We start from the raw sequence: 16,813 nt of genomic DNA, 5'->3' as shown, positions 1-16,813 counted from the left end.
CCCTCACCCGCTCTCGTTCACGCGGGTGTTGATCCGCGCTATCTCCTTCACCCATTCCTGCCGCTCACCATGCGTGAGGTCGAGGATCTCCTCGCGCTGCCAGTGGAAGTGGTAGGCGATGTACGCGATCTCCTCCCGCAGCCGGGAAGGCGCGTACGTCACGATTCCCCCAGGCGCTCACCCGACAGGTCCACCTCGAACGAGCCCTGGCACAGCGGGCAGGTGACCGCCGCGTGGGTGTGGCCCTCGCTGTTGATGCGCCGGTAGAAGTCCTGGAGGAACGCCACGTCGGTCGCGTACATCCGCTCGACCACCCCCGCGTGCACATCGGTGATCGTGCCGAGGCGGGTGATGACCTGGCTGAGGAGCACCACGCTCAGGTACGCGGGGTTCTCCTTGACCCGGAGATCGATCTGCGGACGCAGCTCGTCGCGGGCGGTGGCGAGCCGCATGGTCCCGGTCCGGTGGGTCCGGCCCTCGTCGTCCACGTAACCGCGCGGCAGCTCGAAGTCGAACTCGTCCGGCCGCCGGGCGGCCGGGGGCGGCGCGGGGGCCGCGGCCTCGGCCGGAGCGGGCGCCGGTGTCGCGGCGGCGAGGGTGTCCAGGACCTGGTCGAGGTCGCCGCCGGAAACGGTCCTGCGCCTCATTCGACCACGATCTCCTCGAAGGTGATGGTGACCGTCTCGGTCGCCGCGCTGGACTCGCCCGCCTTCAGCGAGGGGCCCTCCCAGCGGCTGGCCCAGCCCTGCATCAGCTGGATGCGGCGGACGGTGTCACCCTTCGAGTCCTTGATCTCGATGGTGAGGTTCTGCCGCGCGGTGTCGACGGCGCCGTTGTTCAGCGTCTCCTTGATCCACTTGGTGAACTCGCTGCTCTTGTCGAGTCCCCGGGTGATCGTCACCTCGCCGGCCTGCCGCGCGCCGGGCTGCTTGCGGATGATCTGCTTGCCGGTGGAGGTCACCTGCCGGACCTCCACCACCTCCTCCTCGACGGTGAGGCCGCTGATCTCCTGGATGGACTCCACGAGGTAGCCGCCGAGCTGCACGCCGAAGACGTGGGTGGAAAGAGCGTCGCCCTCTGCCATGACTGTGTGTCACCTGTTCCGTTCGCTGTCGTCGCTTCGGTTACTGCGGGAGAGGGAGTGCGGTCACTCGTCCACGAGGCTCGTGCTGTCCGAGAACTGGGAGAGGCGGAAGACGACGAACTCCGCCGGCTTCACCGGCGCGACGCCGATCTCGCAGACGACCTGCCCCAGGTCGATGGACGACTGCGGGTTGTTGTCCCGGTCGCACTTGACGTAGAACGCCTCCTCCGCCGTACGGCCGAAGAGCGCGCCCCGGCGCCACTCCTCGGAGAGGAACGCCGTGACGTTGCGCCGGATGCTCGACCAGAGGCGGTCGTCGTTGGGCTCGAAGACGACCCACTGGGTGCCCAGGAGGATGGATTCCTCCAGGTAGTTGAAGAGCCGGCGGACGTTGAGGTAGCGCCAGGCCGGGTCGGAGGAGAGGGTGCGGGCACCCCAGATCCGGATGCCCCGGCCGGGGAACGCGCGGACGCAGTTGACGCCGATCGGGTTCAGGAGGTCCTGCTCGCCCCGGCTCAGGCGGAGTTCGAGGTCGAGCGCGCCCCGGATGACTTCGTTCGCGGGCGCCTTGTGCACCCCGCGCTCGCCGTCGCTGCGCGCCCAGACACCGGCGACGTGGCCGCTCGGGGGCATCAGGGTCTGGCGGCCGGTGGCCGGGTCGAGGACCTTGAGCCAGGGGTAGTACACCGTCGCGTAGCGCGAGTCGTAGCCGGCGTCGTCGTTGCGCCAGGTGCGGACGCGCTGGGCGTTCATGCCGGGCGGGGTGTCCAGGACGGCGACCCGGTCGCCCATCTGCTCGCAGTGCGCGATGAGGGCGAGCTGTACGGCGCGGACGCCCTCGTCGTCGATGTCGCCGCGCTGGTGGGCGCTCATCAGGTCGGGGACGGCGACCATGGTGATCTCGTCGATCGCCTCAAGGGCCGCGATGCCGGTACGCGCCGACGCGTCGCCCACGTACTCGGGGGGGCCGGTCCGGCCGGTGGTGCTCGCGTCCGGGGTGGCGGGCGCGAGGGTCAGGCTCTGCTTCTCGGGGCGGGACTGCGCCGCACCGGGCTGCTCGGTGACCTCGATGAGCTTGGACTGGCGGGCCTGGGTGACCAGGTAGCCCTTCACGTTCTTGCGTACGGAGGTGTCGAAGGTCTCCACCACCTTGCCGCCCTGACGGACCAGCAGGCGGAAGCGGTCCTCCGGCGGGTTCTCGCCCTCGGCGTCGGCGACCTCGATGGAGATCCCGTCGCCGGCGCCCGGCCGGGCCGAGACCAGGAAGCCGCCGACGGCCACGGAGGGGGCCGCCGCGGGCGCCTCACCCTGCGGCGCGTCCTCGGCGGGGCCTCCGATGCGCACGATGTACGCGGCGCCGCCGCCGTTGCTGAAGAACCCGTGGACGGCGAGCGTCAGATACGTGTCCGGGGTGAAGGTGCCGAACGTCGAAACGTACTGGTCCCAGCTGGTCACCAGCGTCGGCCGGTGGAAGGGGCCGGTCTCCGCGAAGCCGACGAAGGCGGCGACCGCGGTGCCGACACCCTCGATGGGCCGTGCTCCGGACTGCACCTCCTCCACGTATACACCTGGGGTGAGGTACGACGGCATGCTCGCTCCTTCGGCTGGTCAGACGTTCGCCCGCCCAGTCTTGCCAGCACGTACGCACGGACAGAAGGCCCCGGAGTCCCGGCCCGGGGGCAGGGCCACTGCCTTTCCGGGCCCACCCGGCCGAGACCCCACGCCGGCGATTAATTTCAGCCAGAAACTACCCGGGCCCCGCACCGGATTCGGCTGGATTTCCATGGTCGTCCGGGGCAACCCGAGGCGGCCCGATCCACTCCGCCCGGCCGGGGCGGAAGTGGTCCAGTCCATTCGTCACTTCCGGAAATGCCCGGGAATCACCCGGGAATCACCCCGATTCACCTGCTGCCCGCACTCCGCGCATTTACGCGTCCAGTCGTTCCGGGCGTGTCCGGGTGTGTGGAGGGACACATCCGGATGAACGCCGGGTGGCGCATCCCCGCAGGTGGGAATCCCGTCTGTTCACACGTCCGGAATAAAGAGAAGGGGACCCGGCGCTATCGTTCGTCTCGCGAGACATCGCTCAGCTCACCGCTGACATTGAGCACTTGGTGACACCCGGAAGCCTGCTTACCGGTGGCCGGAGTCCCAGGCTTCGCGCAGGTCACAGAAACGGTGACCGCTGCCTTCTCCGGTATCTGAATGGGGGTGACCCAGTGATAGTCCTGGTTCCTGAACGTCTCCAGGGCAATGGTGGTGATCTTCCGCTGCCCGAAGGAGATGGTCAGCAGCCCCTCGTCGCCCTGGAAATTGGCGACCACGATGTCCGTGACCCCGAAAGTCTTGCCTTCCGGAACCACATAGGTACCGGTCTTCCGGCCCCCGGCGCCGGTCTGCACGTCGATGGTCTCGGACACCTGCTGCGGGTTCCCGCCGCCCGAGCCGCCCGAGCCGCCGGTGGAACCGCCCGAGCCGGAACCGCCCGAGCCGCCGCCGGACCCGTCGGCACCTGCCGAGCCCTCCCCCTTGCCCTGGGGGTCCTGCTGCCCGCCGCCGGACGCCGAACCGCCCTGCCGGGGCTGCCGGTTCTCCTCCTGCGCGGCCTTGGCGCCCGCCTCCTTGGCGGTGGAACGGACGGCCGGGCGCACCAGCGCGAACCAGGCGAGGAGCAGCGCGAGTATCGCCGCGAGCAGGATCAGCAGCCACTTCGGGAACACCGGGATCTGGGCGAACTCGCCCTGCAGCGGCTCCGGGCCGCCCTGCCGGGGCTCCTCGGCCCCGGCGTCCTCCGGCTCCCCGGCCACCACCTCGAACGGCCAGGCGGCCGGAGCGCCGAACCAGATCAGCTTGCGGGCCCGGACCTTGAGGCCCGCCTCGGCGGACTCGCCGGGCTCCAGCTTCCGGCGCTCCGGCGTGAACGCGAGACGCAGTTCCTCGCCCTGCTGCCGGCCCGCGAGGGACACCTCCGCGGGGGCGTTCCCGAGGTTCTGCACGACGGTACGGAAGCGGGCCCCCAGCCAGCCCCGGCGGCGCCCCGGTTCCAGGCGGGCGCGCAGCTCGTGGAACGGCTCGACCACCACCGTCATCTCGGGGACGGCCACCGACTCGGGGTGCTCGGCGGGCAGCACCCGTATCCCCAGGGGCTTCTCACCGGCGCGGACCTCGTGGGACCGGGGCGGCGCGAAGCGCACCGTGACGGTCTCGGAGGTGCCGGGGTAGAGGGAGACCCGGGCCGGTTCCACCGTGGTCCACGCCGCACAGTCGCCGACCACGTCCAGGGTGTACGCCTCGACGATGTCGCCGTCGTTGCGCACGGTGAGCGTGGTCGTCGCTTCGGCGCCGGGCGTCACCGTCACCGTGGGCATTGCGAGTTCGGCAGATGTGGTCACCCTGCGACGTTAGGCCGCGCCGCGCCCCCGGCAGCAGGGGCGCGAGGGCAATGTGCGGGCAGGGGCGGTGCCCCGGGGGCACACCCGCGCCGGGTGCCCGCACCGCACCCCCGGGCCAGGTCGCCCTGCGCCTCCCGGACGTTCGCGTACGGCACCGGACGTAACGGAATTCGGCGGAAGCGGCCCAGAAGGACGAGCACATGACCACGATCACGACAGACATGACGACGACGGGGGCGGCGCACCCGCGCTCCCCCGCCCCGCCCGAGCAGCCCGCCCCCGGCATACCCGCCCCGGCGTCCGGCCGGGTCTCGGTGGCGGTGTACGCGGAGGACCTGATCCTCCGGACCGGGGTGGTGCAACAACTGCGCCTGCGACCGGAGATCGAGCTGGTCCCGGAGGCCGAGGCGGACCGGGCCCAGGTCTCCCTGGTGGTGGTCGACGTGGTGAACGAGCCCGCCGTCCAGCTCCTGCACCGCCTCCAGCGCAATACGGCCACCCGGACCGGCCTGGTCGTCGGCTATTTCGAGGCGGGCGCCCTCCAGACCCTGATCGAGTACGGGGTGGCCGCCGTGCTGCGGCGCGGGGAGGCCGACCAGGACCGGCTGGTCCATCTGGTGACGGCCATCGCGAAGGGCGAGGGGGTGCTTCCCGGGGATCTCCTCGGCAAGCTCATCGACCACGTCAGCAGCCTGCACCGCTCGGTCCTGGACCCGAGGGGCCTCTCGCTGTCCACGCTGACGACGCGCGAGGCGGAGATGATCCGGCTGGTGTCGGAGGGGTACGGCACGGCGGAGATCGCGCAGAAGACGTCGTACTCCGAACGCACCGTCAAGAACGTGCTGCACGAGGTCGCGACCCGGCTCAACCTCCGCAACCGGGCGCACGCGGTGGGATACGCGATGCGGCACGGACTGATCTGACGCACCATCGGACACCGGGAGGGCAGCCGCCGTTGCCCCCTCGGTGCCCCCGCGCGGCCGTCCGGCCGGGGGCCGCGTCCCGGGGTCTGCCCCGGCACCCCTTGCCCCGGACCGGGCCGGACCGGTCTGGTGGTGGTGACCGTTCGTGGAAAGGCAGACCGCTTCATGGAAGGGCAGACCGTTGTCCCAGCGTGAGCACCGCACCGACCGGACCGCCGAGACCCGGTCCGCCCCTCCGCGCGGCCAGTCCCCCGCCGAACGGGCCGAACTCCTCGAAGTCCAGCGCACCCTGGGCAACGCGGCCGCCCTGCACCTGCTGCGGCGGGCCCGCGAGGAGGCCCGGGAGCAGCCCGCCGTGCAGCGCTCGGCCGTCCACGACGTGCTGAGCGGCAGCGGCAGGCCCCTGGCGGCGTCGCTGCGCGCGGAGATGGAGTCCCGGCTCGGCGCGGACTTCTCGGACGTCCGCGTCCACGACGACGCGGCGGCCCGCGCGTCCGCCGCCGGGGTCGGGGCCCGCGCCTACACCAGCGGCCACCACGTCGTCATCGGTGAGGGCGGCGGCGACAAGCACACGCTGGCCCACGAGCTGACCCACGTCATCCAGCAGCGTCAGGGACCCGTGTCCGGCAGCGACAACGGCTCCGGGCTGCGCGTCTCCGACCCGTCCGACCGCTTCGAGCGGGACGCCGAGGCCAACGCGCACCGGGTGATGCGCGGCGCGGCCCCGTCCGCGCACGAGGGCCACGCGCACGAGCACGCCCACGCGGCGGGGGACGGCGTCGTGCAGCGGGCGCCGGAGCAGACCATGGGCCGGAACATCGCCGCGGGCCTCGGCCAGTACGGGGCACAGATCGGTGAACTGGCTGCGGCGGTCGGCACATCGAGCGAGAACGTGCTCAACGCGCTGCTCGATCCCGCGTACGACCTGATGAACGCGCACGCGATCGCCCCCGAACTCCTGGACAGCAACCTCAAGGACCCGATCGAGTACTCGGCGTGCTTCGACACCGCGCACGATCTCTTCCCGGTACTGACCGACCCCGCCGTGAACCCGCCCCGGCAGGGGCCCAACCCGGAGAAGGCCGCCGACATCCAGGAGTTCCAGGCGGCGGTGCGCACCCTGACCGACTCCGTCCGGGAGGCGTGGGCGGAGGGCCTGCAATCGGTGTTCCGCATCGAGTACGCGGGGCACGGCTTCACCCTGGTGATCCGGATCGCCGAGGACGGGCAGCCGCACGTCGAGCTCATCGAGAGCCTGGCCCACGCGGCAGGGATCACCACGTCGCTGAGCAACGCGCCGGGCATGAGCCTGGAGCACGTGCTCGAAGCCCTGACCGCGATGTCCTCCGACACCGTGGCCGAGCGGGTGCGGGGCGCCCACATGTTCGGCTGGAACGCCCACGCGCTCTACCTCGGGGACCCCCAGCCGACCGAGAAGGAGCGTTTCCCGCAGACCCGGATGAAGTGGTGGCGGCAGCCGCTGTCCCCGCAGGCCGGCGACAACTGGTTCGCCCAGTTCAAGCTGCGCTTCAACTTCGTCGCCCAGACCTACGGCACGACGCAGCTGACCTGACCCGGTCCGGCAGCCGCAAAGGGCACCCGTTCTTCCCCCACCCCGGGTACTCCCGGCCCTGTTCCGCCGGCCCCCATCGGCGGATGCTCATCGTGGAGAACCATCGACCCAGACTGTGAGGTGGACCGTGGGCGGTCCTGCTGGCCCGGCAAGGGGAGCCCGGTTGCGCCGGCTCGGCGGTGCCGTGCTGCTGCTGACGCCGTTGCTGGTGGCGGGGTCCGTGTCCGCCCCGCAGGGCGCCCAGCCGGCCGCCGCCGCCTCGAAGGCGGTGACCGACACCGGGCGGATCGCCTTCGCCGGTACGGGGCACCGCAGCCTCGGCCGGGTCTCGTCCGAGAACGACACCGAGGACCTGTTCGGGGGCGGCGGCCCGGCCCACTACGACCAGGACGCCTACGGGCGCGGCGGCACCCTCGTCTTCACCAGCCTCCGGGACGAGGTGCGCCCCCAGGTGTACCTGCGCGGCGCGGACGGCACCGTACTGCGCCTGACCACCGGCATGGACGCCGCGCACCCCGAACTCTCCCCCGACGGCCGGACCGTGGTCTTCGACTCGCCCGGCAACGGCGGCCGCAGGGACCTGTGGTCGGTGGCCGTCGACGAGCCCGGGAAGCCCCGGCAGCTGACGGACACCCCCGCCGAGGAGACGTCCCCGACGCTCTCCCCGGACGGCAGGCGCATCGCGTACGCGAGCGACGGCGGGCCCGAGCCGGGCACCCAGGTCTACGCCCGCGACCTCGCCGGCGGCCCGGTGACCTGCCTCAGCGACAGCGCGGAGGGCGACGCGGACGAGCCGGAGTGGAACCCGGTGAACGACGACGTCCACCGGTCCCGCCTCTCGTACACGCTGCACGTCGAACCGGCCTCCGACACGGACACCGGGCACCGGCTGCGGGTCACCGACGGGCCCGGGACCGCGCGGCCCGTGCTGACCGGGCTCGGCAACGACTGGGGCTCCCGCTCCTCGGCCTGGCTGCCCGACGGCGAGGGCCTGCTCTTCCTCAGCCCCAACACGGACTGCGGCTGCTCCGTCTACGACCACGTCTACCGGATCGTGTCCCTCGGCGACCCCACCCCCCGCATGGTGCTGGACGAGGACCGCGAGGTCGGGCCCCCGGCGGCGCTCGGCTCCCCCGACTCCTGGACCGCGGTCGTCACCCGCAGGACCACGAAGGACGGGAACCTCGTCACGCTCCAGGACATGCGGCAGGACGGCTCCGACCCGCGCGACCTGCGGATCGACGTCCTGCGCGAGGACCCCGAGGCGAAGACGAACACCAGCGACGACCCCGTCGACGACCCGCTGTTCCACCCGCGCCCCGGCTACGACCCCTGGACCGAGCGGCAGACGTACACGCCCGACGGGCGGCGGATCGCCGTGACCCGGTTCGAGACGATCGACGGGCAACGGGTCCAGCGGATCTGGCTCGCCGACACGGACGGGACGCACCCGTCGGCCATGAAGCTGGACGGGCGCGGCGCCCGGGACCGCGACACCGACCCCTCGTTCTCGCCGGACGGCACCCGACTCGCCTTCACCCGGTCCACACCCGGTACGGACGGCGCCTGGACGAGCCGGGTGCTCGTCGCGGACGTGGCCTCCGGGCGCATCACCGGTGAAGTGGTCCCGCCGCAGGGCGAGGTCACCGGCGCCGACGCGCAGCCCACGTGGTCGTCGGACGGCACGATGCTGGCGTTCACCCGGGCCGAGGTCATCCGGGGTCTCGGCGGCATCAAGCACATCTGGACCGCCCCGGTGAAGGCGCTGGAGCAGCAGCGGGACCTGAGCCGCGCCGGCGGCTGCCCCGGCGAGTGCAAGGTCATCGACGACAGCCCCGCCTTCTCGCCCGACGGCAGGTCCATCGCCTTCAACCGCAAGGACCGGGCGGACCAGATCAACCAGCGCGCCAGCGTCGTCGTCGTCGCGCCGGACGGGACGGACTGCCGGGTCGTCCTGCCGGCCGGCCGGAGCAACGATCCCACCGCGTGCGCCGCGCCGATCCCGGACGTCGAGACGACCGGCCCCTACCAGCCGCGTGACGTGGCCTGGTCGCCGGACGCCTCCCGGCTGGTCCTCAGCCACCGCCGCGACCGGGCGCCCAGCTCCCCGGAGCAGCTCTCCGAACTCGACCTGGCCACCGGCACCCTGACCCCGCTCACCGCGGAGCTGCCCGGCCGCCAGAAGGAGCCCGCGTTCCAGCAGAAGGTGGACCTGGCGGTCACCGCGCCGCCCACCGCGCCCACCGTCGACACCGGCTCCTCGGTGACCGTCACGGTCACCGTCACCAACAACGGGCCCGCCTCGTCGCCCGGCACCACGCTGGTCGCCGACCTCCCGCCGGGCGTCCGGCTGGACGGCATGACCACGCCCACAGGCCCGTGCGCCGAGGACTCCCCGGTCTGCGACCTCGGCGTGCTGGCGCCCGGCGCCCAGGTGCCGGTCACCGTGCGGCTCATCGGCGTCACCAACGGGCCCTGGCAGCTGGGCTGGTCGGTCAACGGGGCGGTGGTCGACCCGAACCCCACGGACAACGCCACCGGCACCTCCGTACGCGTCCGCACCATGCCCGACCCGCCCAGCCCGCCGCCCTCCGGACCGGCGACCCCGCCCAAGCTGCCGCCCCCGGCCGCGCAGCCCCCCGCACAGCCGCCGGCGCCCACACCCGCACCCGCGCCCGAGGCCGGTCCCGGTGTTGTCGTCCGGGCGCAGCCCAGCCCCGGCTATGTCGGCGGCCGGGTCGTGGTCACGTACACCGTCCGCAACGGGAAGAACGCGCTGGCCACCGGCCTCCGGCTGCGCCTCGGGCTGCCCTCCGGCATCCCCGTGTCCACGCTCCCGGCGGGCTGCACCGGCGAGGTGTGCGCGCTGCCCGACCTGGCGCCGGGCGCATCCTCGGTCCTGCGGGTGGTGCTCGCCCCGGACCACGCCCTGCGCACCCGGATCACCGGCACGCTGACGACCACCGGCACCGACGCGGACCGGGGCGACAACGTCTCGCGCATCCCGCTGCGGATCCTCCAGCCCCGGATCGTCTCGGTGCCGGAGATCGGCAAGCCCGGCTTCGTCACCTCGGTGCGCGGCAAGGACTTCCCGCCCGGGGTGCCGGTGAAGCTGGCCTGGAAGCCCGGGATCACGGCCGCCGCGGCGCCTACCCTGCCGGGCCGGGACGGCACGTTCATCGCCCAGCTCCTGATCCTCGTCAAGGACCGGACCGGGCCGCGCACGATCACCGCGTCGGGCCCCGGCTTCTCGCCGGTGAAGACGGACTTCCTCGTGGTGACGGGCAACCTGGTGCCGCCGGACGAGATGGGGCGCCGGTGATCCACGAAGTGGACGAGGCGCTGCGGCTGTTGCTGGTGGACGCGGGCCTTGAGGACAGCGGCGTGGACCTGGTCTTCGACGCCCCGACGAAGGACTGGTCCGCCCGCCGCAACGCGCCCACGGTGAGCGTCTTCCTGTACGGCATCCGCGAGGACGCGACGCGACGCCGCAGCGGCACGTCCGAGGAGTACGACGCCGAGGGGCTGGTCACCGGCCGCCGCACGCCCCCGCGCTGGTTCGAGCTGACGTACCTGGTGACCGCGTGGACCAACCGCCCCCAGGACGAACACCGCCTGCTCTCCGAGGTGTTGCGCTGCCTGATCCGCACCCGCGCGCTGCCCGCGAGGATGCTCACGGGCAGCCTCGCCGACCTCGCCCTCACGGTCGAGATGGAGGCCGCGTCGGCGGGCACGGGCGACCGCCCGTCCACGGTGGACGTCTGGTCCGCGCTGGGCGGCGAACTGAAGGCCGCGATCGACGTACGCGTCTGGGCCCCGCTCTCCGGCGAGGTGGAGCCGGCCGGGCCCCCGGTCACGGAGGGCCTGCTCGTCCGCACGGCTGCCGCCGTGGACGGTGCGGCGACGGACCCGGGCCGCCGCCTGCGGTACGAGGGCGCCACGGACGTCTCCGGCGAGGGCTTCGCGGCCGAACGGGAGCGCCGGCTGCCGCCGGGGCGGCGGAAGCGCGGGGGCGGGGTCACCCGGTGACCACCGCTCAGCGGCTCTCCGCCCCCGACACCGCCCTCGCCGAGCTCTGGGAACGGCTCGGGCACGTCGAGCGGCGGGTGCGGGTCGCCGTCGCGTTGCGGCACGAGGAGGACCCCGCACCGGACGATCCGCTGCGGGGGCAGTACCTCACGCCCGCCGGTGCCGAGCGCGTCCTCGACTCGCGCGACGCGTTCCTCCCCGTACCGGACCTCGGGTCCGAAGCACCGGCCGAGCGCGGGCGGATCGCGGAACTGGCCGGGCGGTTCGGGCTGACCGGGCCCGACGTGGAGCTGCTGCTCGTCGCCCTGGCGCCGGACGTCGACGCACGGTTCGAGCGGCTGTACGGGTATCTCAACGACGACCTGACCCGGCGCCGCGCCACGATCGGCCTGGCGCTCGAACTGTGCGGGCTGCCCGGCGCGGGCCCCGGCCGCTTCCGGTTCGCGCCGTCCGCGCCGCTCGTCGCGGGCGGTCTCGTGGAGGTGCTGGAGCCCGAACGGCCCCTGCTCTCCCGGGTGCTGCGCGTCCCGGACCGGATCACCGCGCATCTCCTCGGCGACGACGAGGTGGACGCCCGGCTGCACGGGCTGGTCCGGGTCGCCGACCCGGACGACGGGCCGGACGGCGGCCCGGTCATCCGGCGCGTCGCGGCGGCGGCCTCCGCCGGGAGCGGGTTCACGCACCTGCTGGACCGGGGCGGCGACCCGGCCCGCCTCGCCGTGGGCGCGCTCGCCGCGTCCGGGCTGCGCCCGCTCGTCGTGGACCCGGCGGCCCTGGCGGCGGCGCCGGAGCCCGCGCGGGCGGCCCGGATGCTGGCGGCCGAGGCCCGGCTGAGCGGTGGCGGGCTCGTCCTCGGGCCACTGGAGACGCTGGCGCCGGAACAGCCCAAGGGCGCCGCGCTGCTCGGGGCGGTGTGCGCGGCGGTCGGCGGCCTGTCGCCGTTGCTCGTGTACGGGCGGAAGCACTGGGACCCGTTGTGGGCCGGGGAGAGCCCGGTGACGGTCCCGGTCCCGCCGCCGGACCCGGCGGACGCGGTACGGCGGTGGCGCGGCGCGCTCACCGGCGCCGGTGCCGCCGCCGGGCTCGCCGCCGGGACGGAGGAGGCCGACGCCCTGCTCGCGGACGCGACCCGGGCGTACCGGCTGGACTCCGGCCAGATCCGCCGGGCTGCCGACGTGGCCGTCCGGCTGGCCGCGCAGGAGGACCGCCCGGTGGAGGCCGCCGATCTGCGGACCGCCGTCCGGGCGCAGAACGGCGCGGGGCTCGCCCGCCTCGCCCGGCGCATCGAGCCCACGGTCGGCTGGGACGACCTGGTGCTGCCCCCGGCGACCCGCCGCCAGCTCTCCGACCTGGCCCTGCGCGCCCGCCACCGCGACCAGGTGCTGGGGCGGTGGCGGATGCGGCCGGGCGGCGGCCGGGGGCGGGGCATCGTCGCGCTGTTCGCCGGGGAGTCCGGGACGGGCAAGACCATGTCGGCGGAGGTCGTCGCGGCGGACCTGGGCATGGAGCTGTACGTGGTCGACCTGTCGTCCGTGGTCGACAAGTACGTCGGGGAGACCGAGAAGAACCTGGAACGGATCTTCGTGGAGGCGTCCGAGGTCAACGCGGTGCTGCTGTTCGACGAGGCGGACGCCGTCTTCGGGAAGCGGTCGCAGGTCAAGGACGCCCAGGACCGGCACGCGAACGTGGAGTCGGCGTACCTGCTCCAGCGCGTCGAGTCCTTCGACGGCATCGCCGTACTCACGACGAACCTGCGGGCCAACCTGGACGAGGCGTTCACCCGCCGCATCGACGTGGTCGCCGACTTCCCCGTACCGGACGCGCAGCAGCGCCTGGCCCTGTGGGAACGCTGCCTGGGTACGGAGATCCCCCGCGCCCCGGACCTCGACCTGTCGACGTGCGCGGACAGGTTCGAGCTGACCGGCGGCTCGATCCGGGCGTGCGCGGTGACCGCCGCGTACCAGGCGGCGGAGTCGGGCCGTCCGCTGGACACGGAGCAGCTGGTCGGGGCGGTGCTCGCGGAGTACCGGAAGCTCGGACGGCTGGTCCTGGAGAGCGAGTTCGGCCCGTGGCTGGAGCGTACGAGGCGACGCGGATAGTCCTCGGCGCTCCCGCCGCGTCCGGCCGGACGCGGCGGGAGCGCCGAGGACCCTCAGAGCGGGCGGACCGTGAGTATCTGCTCCGCCCGGCCCACCGGCCCGTTGACGTCGTGCAGGACCGTGCTGGTGAGGCCCTGCCCGGTGGGACCGAAGACGACCGTGGTGTCCAGGCCGGTCCAGCGGCCCTCGGGCTGGCGGTGCAGATGGATCGTCAGGTCCACGTTCGGGAACATCCACTCGGTCGGCTGCTCGCGTACGGCGATGCCGTTGGCGGTGTCGACGAGCGCCACGTACGAGGCCAGCGGCCCGGCGGTCTCGCCCGCGACCAGGTCGAGCGGGGTGGAGATCCAGGCGGTCGTCCGGCCGGGCAGCGGCGGGGCGAGCGGGCGGACGTCGAGCGAGGCGATGTAGCCGCCGGGCCAGAGGTCGGCCATCGGCCAGGGGGCGAGCGCCTCGGGCGGGGTGAGCCGGTCGTCCTCGCCGTCGGCGACCTCGGTGGTGTCGACGCGGGCGAGCGACCAGGCCCTGGCCCGTACGACCGGGCGGCCCGCGATGAGGGCGACGGCCTCCACCAACTCGATGGTGCGGCCGGGGCGGACGGTCTCGACGCGGATCTCGCACTCGTCCAGGGCGAGCCGCCCGAGGATGTCGAAGCTGATCCGGGACAGCAGCAACCGCTCGCCGGGCCGCTCCGCGAGGTGCCGCTCGACGGCGTGGACGAGGAGCCCGCCGAACGGGCTGAAGTGCACCTCGTCCGTGCTCCACGCGCCGCTCGCGTGGGCGGTCGGCTTGTAGCGGTGGGCGTCGATGCGCTCGTAGTAGCTGCCGGTGTTCAACGGATCGTTCCCTCACGGCCGTACGGATCGGGCACCCCCAGCGTGCCACCGGGGGCGTTCCGGCCGATGCGCGGGTACCGCGCCCCGCACCCGCGTTCGAGCGTGATCAATTCGCAATCGATTCCGGTCTTGACCGAGACCCATCAAGGAGTCACGCGATTACGCTCCGATGCATGTCCGACAGCGCACCTACCGCCGGTAGCACCTCCCCGGCCCCCACCGACCTCACCGAGGACCGCCCCGTCTACGTCATCGGCGGCGGCCCGGGCGGACTGGCCGCTGCGGCCGCCCTGCGCGCGCGGGGCGTCCGGGCGGTCGTCCTGGAGAAGTCCGGCAGCGTCGGCGCCTCCTGGCGCGGCCACTACGACCGGCTGCACCTGCACACCACCCGCCGCTGGTCCGCGCTGCCCGGGCTGCCGATGCCGAGGAAGTTCGGCCGCTGGGTCGCCCGCGACAACGTCGTGCGGTATCTGGAGAAGTACGCCGAACACCACGAACTCGAAGTCATCACCGGCGTCGAGGTCTCCCGGGTCGACCGCGCGGCGGACGGCACCGGCTGGCGGCTGAGCGCCAGCGGGGGCCGGGAGCTGACCGGCCGCGCCGTCGTCGTCGCCACCGGCTTCAACCACACCCCGCGCCTGCCGGACTGGCCCGGCCGCGAGACCTTCACCGGGGACCTGCTGCACGCCTCGGACTACCGCTCCCCGGCCCCGTACGCGGGCAAGGACGTCCTGGTCGTCGGCGTCGGCAACACGGGCGCGGAGATCGCCGTCGACCTCGTGGAGGGCGGCGCCTCGCGCGTACGGCTCGCGGTGCGCACCGTCCCGCACATCGTGCGCCGCTCCACGGCGGGCTGGCCCGCGCAGGCGACCGGCATCCTGGTCCGCCGGCTGCCCGTCGCCCTGGTGGACCGGGCCGGCCGCCTGATGGCCAGGGCAGCCGTCCCCGACCTCTCCGAACACGGGCTGCCCCGCCCCGGCACGGGTCTGTACTCCCGCGTCAAGGAGGGCGCGATCCCGGTCCAGGACGTCGGCCTGATCGACGCGGTGAAGGGCGGCCGGGTCCAACCGGTGGCGGCCGTCGAGTCGTTCGACAAGGACGCGGTGGTCCTCGCGGACGGCACCCGGGCCACCCCCGAGGTCGTGATCGCGGCCACCGGCTACCGCCGCGCCCTCGAACCCCTGGTCGGCCACCTGGGCGTTCTGGACGACCGGGGCCGCCCGGCGGTCCACGGCCCCCGCGCCCCCAAGCAGGCCCCCGGTCTCTACTTCACCGGCTTCACCAACCCCATCAGCGGCATGCTCCGCGAACTGGCCAGGGACGCGGAAAGGATCGCCAAGCGGGTGGCCCGCAAGGGGCGTTGAGGGTCAGGGACGGGCCCCGGGCTGAGGAAGATCCCGGCGACGACCGCGGCGGCGGCCCCGAAGGCGGCGGACCCCCTTGCCACGTCCTCCATGGCTGACGCGCTTCCCACTCTGTTTCCTCCGGCATGCGAGCCCCCTCCCGCACGCATTCCGGCCCTACGCCGCCAGCCGCACCTCCGCCGCCCCCCGCCGGAGCACCAGCACCATCAGCGCCGCCACCGCGCACAACGCCCCCGCCGCGTACCAGACCACGTCATACGTACCGAAGTAGTCCCGTGCCACCCCGCCCAGGAACGCGACCAGCGCCGCGCCCACCTGGTGCGACGCCAGCACCCAGCCGAAGACGATCGCGCTGTCGTCGCCGTACTGCTCGCGGCACAGGGCCAGCGTCGGCGGGACCGTGGCGACCCAGTCCAGGCCGTAGAAGACGATGAAGAAGACCATCGGCGGCTCCACCGTCGGGTGCATCAGGAGCGGCAGGAAGAGCAGTGAGATCCCGCGCAGCCCGTAGTACACCGCCAGCAGGCGGCGCGCGTCGAAGCGGTCCGTGAGCCAGCCGGAGAAGACCGTCCCGACGATGTCGAAGATCCCGATCACCGCGAGGAGCGAGGCCGCCGCGGTGATCGGCATGTCGTGGTCGTGCGCCGAGGGCACGAAGTGCGTACGGATCAGGCCGTTGGTGGAGGCGCCGCAAATCGCGAAGGACCCGGCCAACAGCCAGAACGGACCCGTGCGCGCCGCGTCGAACAGCACCCGCACCGCCCGGACCGCCGCCCCGCGCGCGGGCGCCGGCTTCTCGGCGTACTCACCGCCGTACGGGGCGAGCCCCACGTCGGCCGGGTGGTCGCGCATCAGGAGCCACACGAACGGGACGACGACCAGGGCCGCCAGCGCCACCGTCACCGAAGCCGGGCGCCAGCCGTGCCGGTCCACGATCCACGCGCAGAGCGGCAGGAAGACCAACTGCCCGGAGGCCCCGGCGGCGGTCAGGACACCGGTCACCAGGCCGCGCCGGGCGGTGAACCAGCGATGGGTGACCGTCGCGGAGAACGCCAGCGCCATCGAGCCCGTGCCGAGTCCCACGAGAAGGCCCCAGTAGAGCATCAGCTGCCAGGCGGACGTCATCCACACGCTCGCCAGCGCCCCGGCCGCGACCATGCTCAGCGCCACGGCCACCACCCGGCGGATCCCGAACCGGTCCATCAGCGCGGCGGCGAACGGCGCGGTGAGCCCGTACAGCGCCATGTCGATGGAGACGGCGAGCCCGATCTGCCCGCGCGACCAGCCGAACTCGTCCTGGAGCGGGTCGAAGAGCAGACCGGGCAGCGAGTTGAAGGCGGCCCCGCCGATGATCGTCACGAAGGTGACGGCGGCGACGATCCAGGCGCGGTGGACACGCCACCGGCCGGGCTTCCCGGGGGCGTTCGGAGCGGGGGCGACGGGAGCGGCGCTCGCGGTTGTCGGATTCACCCGCCCAGCATCCGGGCGAGGCCCCCTCCCCCACGAGTGGCCC

At 73.5% G+C, this 16,813-nt stretch carries 13 protein-coding genes; 6 read left to right on the top strand and 7 right to left on the bottom strand.

Translation table 11 applies throughout. The features are described from left to right. Window positions 1-3 precede the first annotated feature (3 nt). The 5 genes from ACFZAT_RS00555 to ACFZAT_RS00535 form a co-directional block, all read right to left on the bottom strand. Window positions 4-162 (bottom strand): DUF6760 family protein, encoded by a 159-nt coding sequence (locus ACFZAT_RS00555; protein WP_391258134.1) that lies wholly within the window; start codon window positions 160-162, stop codon window positions 4-6. Next, entirely contained in the window at window positions 159-647 is a 489-nt protein-coding gene (locus ACFZAT_RS00550) for a hypothetical protein (protein ID WP_391258131.1), read from the bottom strand. Before ACFZAT_RS00550 ends, ACFZAT_RS00555 begins: the two co-directional genes overlap by 4 nt. After that, a complete protein-coding gene (locus ACFZAT_RS00545) occupies window positions 644-1,084 on the bottom strand; it encodes a phage tail protein (RefSeq protein ID WP_018101393.1) in 441 nt (146 codons plus the stop codon). The genes ACFZAT_RS00550 and ACFZAT_RS00545 overlap by 4 nt, the downstream gene beginning before the upstream one ends. Window positions 1,085-1,147: 63 nt before the next feature. Then, the gene (locus ACFZAT_RS00540) at window positions 1,148-2,674 is read right to left on the bottom strand and encodes a phage tail sheath subtilisin-like domain-containing protein (RefSeq protein WP_391258128.1); all 1,527 of its coding nucleotides are present in this window, start codon (window positions 2,672-2,674) and stop codon (window positions 1,148-1,150) included. 470 nt (window positions 2,675-3,144) lie between these two features. Next, a complete protein-coding gene (locus ACFZAT_RS00535) occupies window positions 3,145-4,452 on the bottom strand; it encodes a hydrolytic protein (RefSeq protein ID WP_391260131.1) in 1,308 nt (435 codons plus the stop codon). A 224-nt stretch (window positions 4,453-4,676) separates the two neighbouring features. Between ACFZAT_RS00535 and ACFZAT_RS00530 the strand changes: the two genes are divergently transcribed. The 5 genes from ACFZAT_RS00530 to ACFZAT_RS00510 all read left to right on the top strand — a co-directional run bounded on the left by ACFZAT_RS00530 (window position 4,677) and on the right by ACFZAT_RS00510 (window position 13,100). Beyond that, entirely contained in the window at window positions 4,677-5,399 is a 723-nt protein-coding gene (locus tag ACFZAT_RS00530) for a LuxR C-terminal-related transcriptional regulator (protein ID WP_391258126.1), read from the top strand. A gap of 181 nt (window positions 5,400-5,580) precedes the next feature. Beyond that, window positions 5,581-6,972: a DUF4157 domain-containing protein gene (locus ACFZAT_RS00525; protein WP_391258123.1), complete on the top strand. Its 1,392-nt coding sequence runs from the start codon at window positions 5,581-5,583 to the stop codon at window positions 6,970-6,972. Window positions 6,973-7,099: 127 nt separating this feature from the next. Beyond that, entirely contained in the window at window positions 7,100-10,294 is a 3,195-nt protein-coding gene (locus ACFZAT_RS00520) for a hypothetical protein (protein WP_391258120.1), read from the top strand. Beyond that, window positions 10,291-11,001 carry a Pvc16 family protein gene (locus ACFZAT_RS00515; protein WP_391258117.1) on the top strand — a complete coding sequence of 237 codons (711 nt, stop codon included), beginning with the start codon at window positions 10,291-10,293 and terminating at the stop codon, window positions 10,999-11,001. Before ACFZAT_RS00520 ends, ACFZAT_RS00515 begins: the two co-directional genes overlap by 4 nt. Further along, window positions 10,998-13,100: an AAA family ATPase gene (locus tag ACFZAT_RS00510; protein ID WP_391258115.1), complete on the top strand. Its 2,103-nt coding sequence runs from the start codon at window positions 10,998-11,000 to the stop codon at window positions 13,098-13,100. The genes ACFZAT_RS00515 and ACFZAT_RS00510 overlap by 4 nt, the downstream gene beginning before the upstream one ends. A gap of 53 nt (window positions 13,101-13,153) precedes the next feature. On the opposite strand, the gene ACFZAT_RS00505 is transcribed toward ACFZAT_RS00510, so the two are convergent. Then, on the bottom strand, window positions 13,154-13,936 hold the full coding sequence (locus ACFZAT_RS00505; RefSeq protein ID WP_391258112.1) for an acyl-CoA thioesterase domain-containing protein: 783 nt from the start codon (window positions 13,934-13,936) through the stop codon (window positions 13,154-13,156). Window positions 13,937-14,109: 173 nt separating this feature from the next. On the opposite strand from ACFZAT_RS00505, the gene ACFZAT_RS00500 reads away from it, so the two are divergent. Continuing rightward, window positions 14,110-15,300: an NAD(P)-binding domain-containing protein gene (locus ACFZAT_RS00500; RefSeq protein ID WP_391258109.1), complete on the top strand. Its 1,191-nt coding sequence runs from the start codon at window positions 14,110-14,112 to the stop codon at window positions 15,298-15,300. A gap of 156 nt (window positions 15,301-15,456) precedes the next feature. On the opposite strand, the gene ACFZAT_RS00495 is transcribed toward ACFZAT_RS00500, so the two are convergent. Then, window positions 15,457-16,770, bottom strand: coding sequence for an MFS transporter (locus tag ACFZAT_RS00495; RefSeq protein ID WP_391258106.1), 1,314 nt, complete (start codon window positions 16,768-16,770; stop codon window positions 15,457-15,459). Window positions 16,771-16,813 lie beyond the last annotated feature (43 nt).

Source organism: Streptomyces sp. NPDC008163 (genome assembly GCF_042956885.1).
In the GTDB taxonomy this organism is placed as follows: Bacteria; Actinomycetota; Actinomycetes; order Streptomycetales; family Streptomycetaceae; genus Streptomyces; species Streptomyces drozdowiczii_A.
This window is presented reverse-complemented; position numbering and strand designations above follow the sequence as displayed.

Excerpts from the sequence above, each read along its gene's own strand:
- ACFZAT_RS00550 (WP_391258131.1), bottom strand. The coding sequence starts at position 647 with ATGAGGCGCAGGACCGTTTCCGGCGGCGACCTCGACCAGGTCCTGGAC.
- ACFZAT_RS00545 (WP_018101393.1), bottom strand. The coding sequence starts at position 1,084 with ATGGCAGAGGGCGACGCTCTTTCCACCCACGTCTTCGGCGTGCAGCTC.
- ACFZAT_RS00540 (WP_391258128.1), bottom strand. The coding sequence starts at position 2,674 with ATGCCGTCGTACCTCACCCCAGGTGTATACGTGGAGGAGGTGCAGTCC.
- ACFZAT_RS00535 (WP_391260131.1), bottom strand. The coding sequence starts at position 4,452 with ATGCCCACGGTGACGGTGACGCCCGGCGCCGAAGCGACGACCACGCTC.
- ACFZAT_RS00530 (WP_391258126.1), top strand. The coding sequence starts at position 4,677 with ATGACCACGATCACGACAGACATGACGACGACGGGGGCGGCGCACCCG.
- ACFZAT_RS00500 (WP_391258109.1), top strand. The coding sequence starts at position 14,110 with ATGTCCGACAGCGCACCTACCGCCGGTAGCACCTCCCCGGCCCCCACC.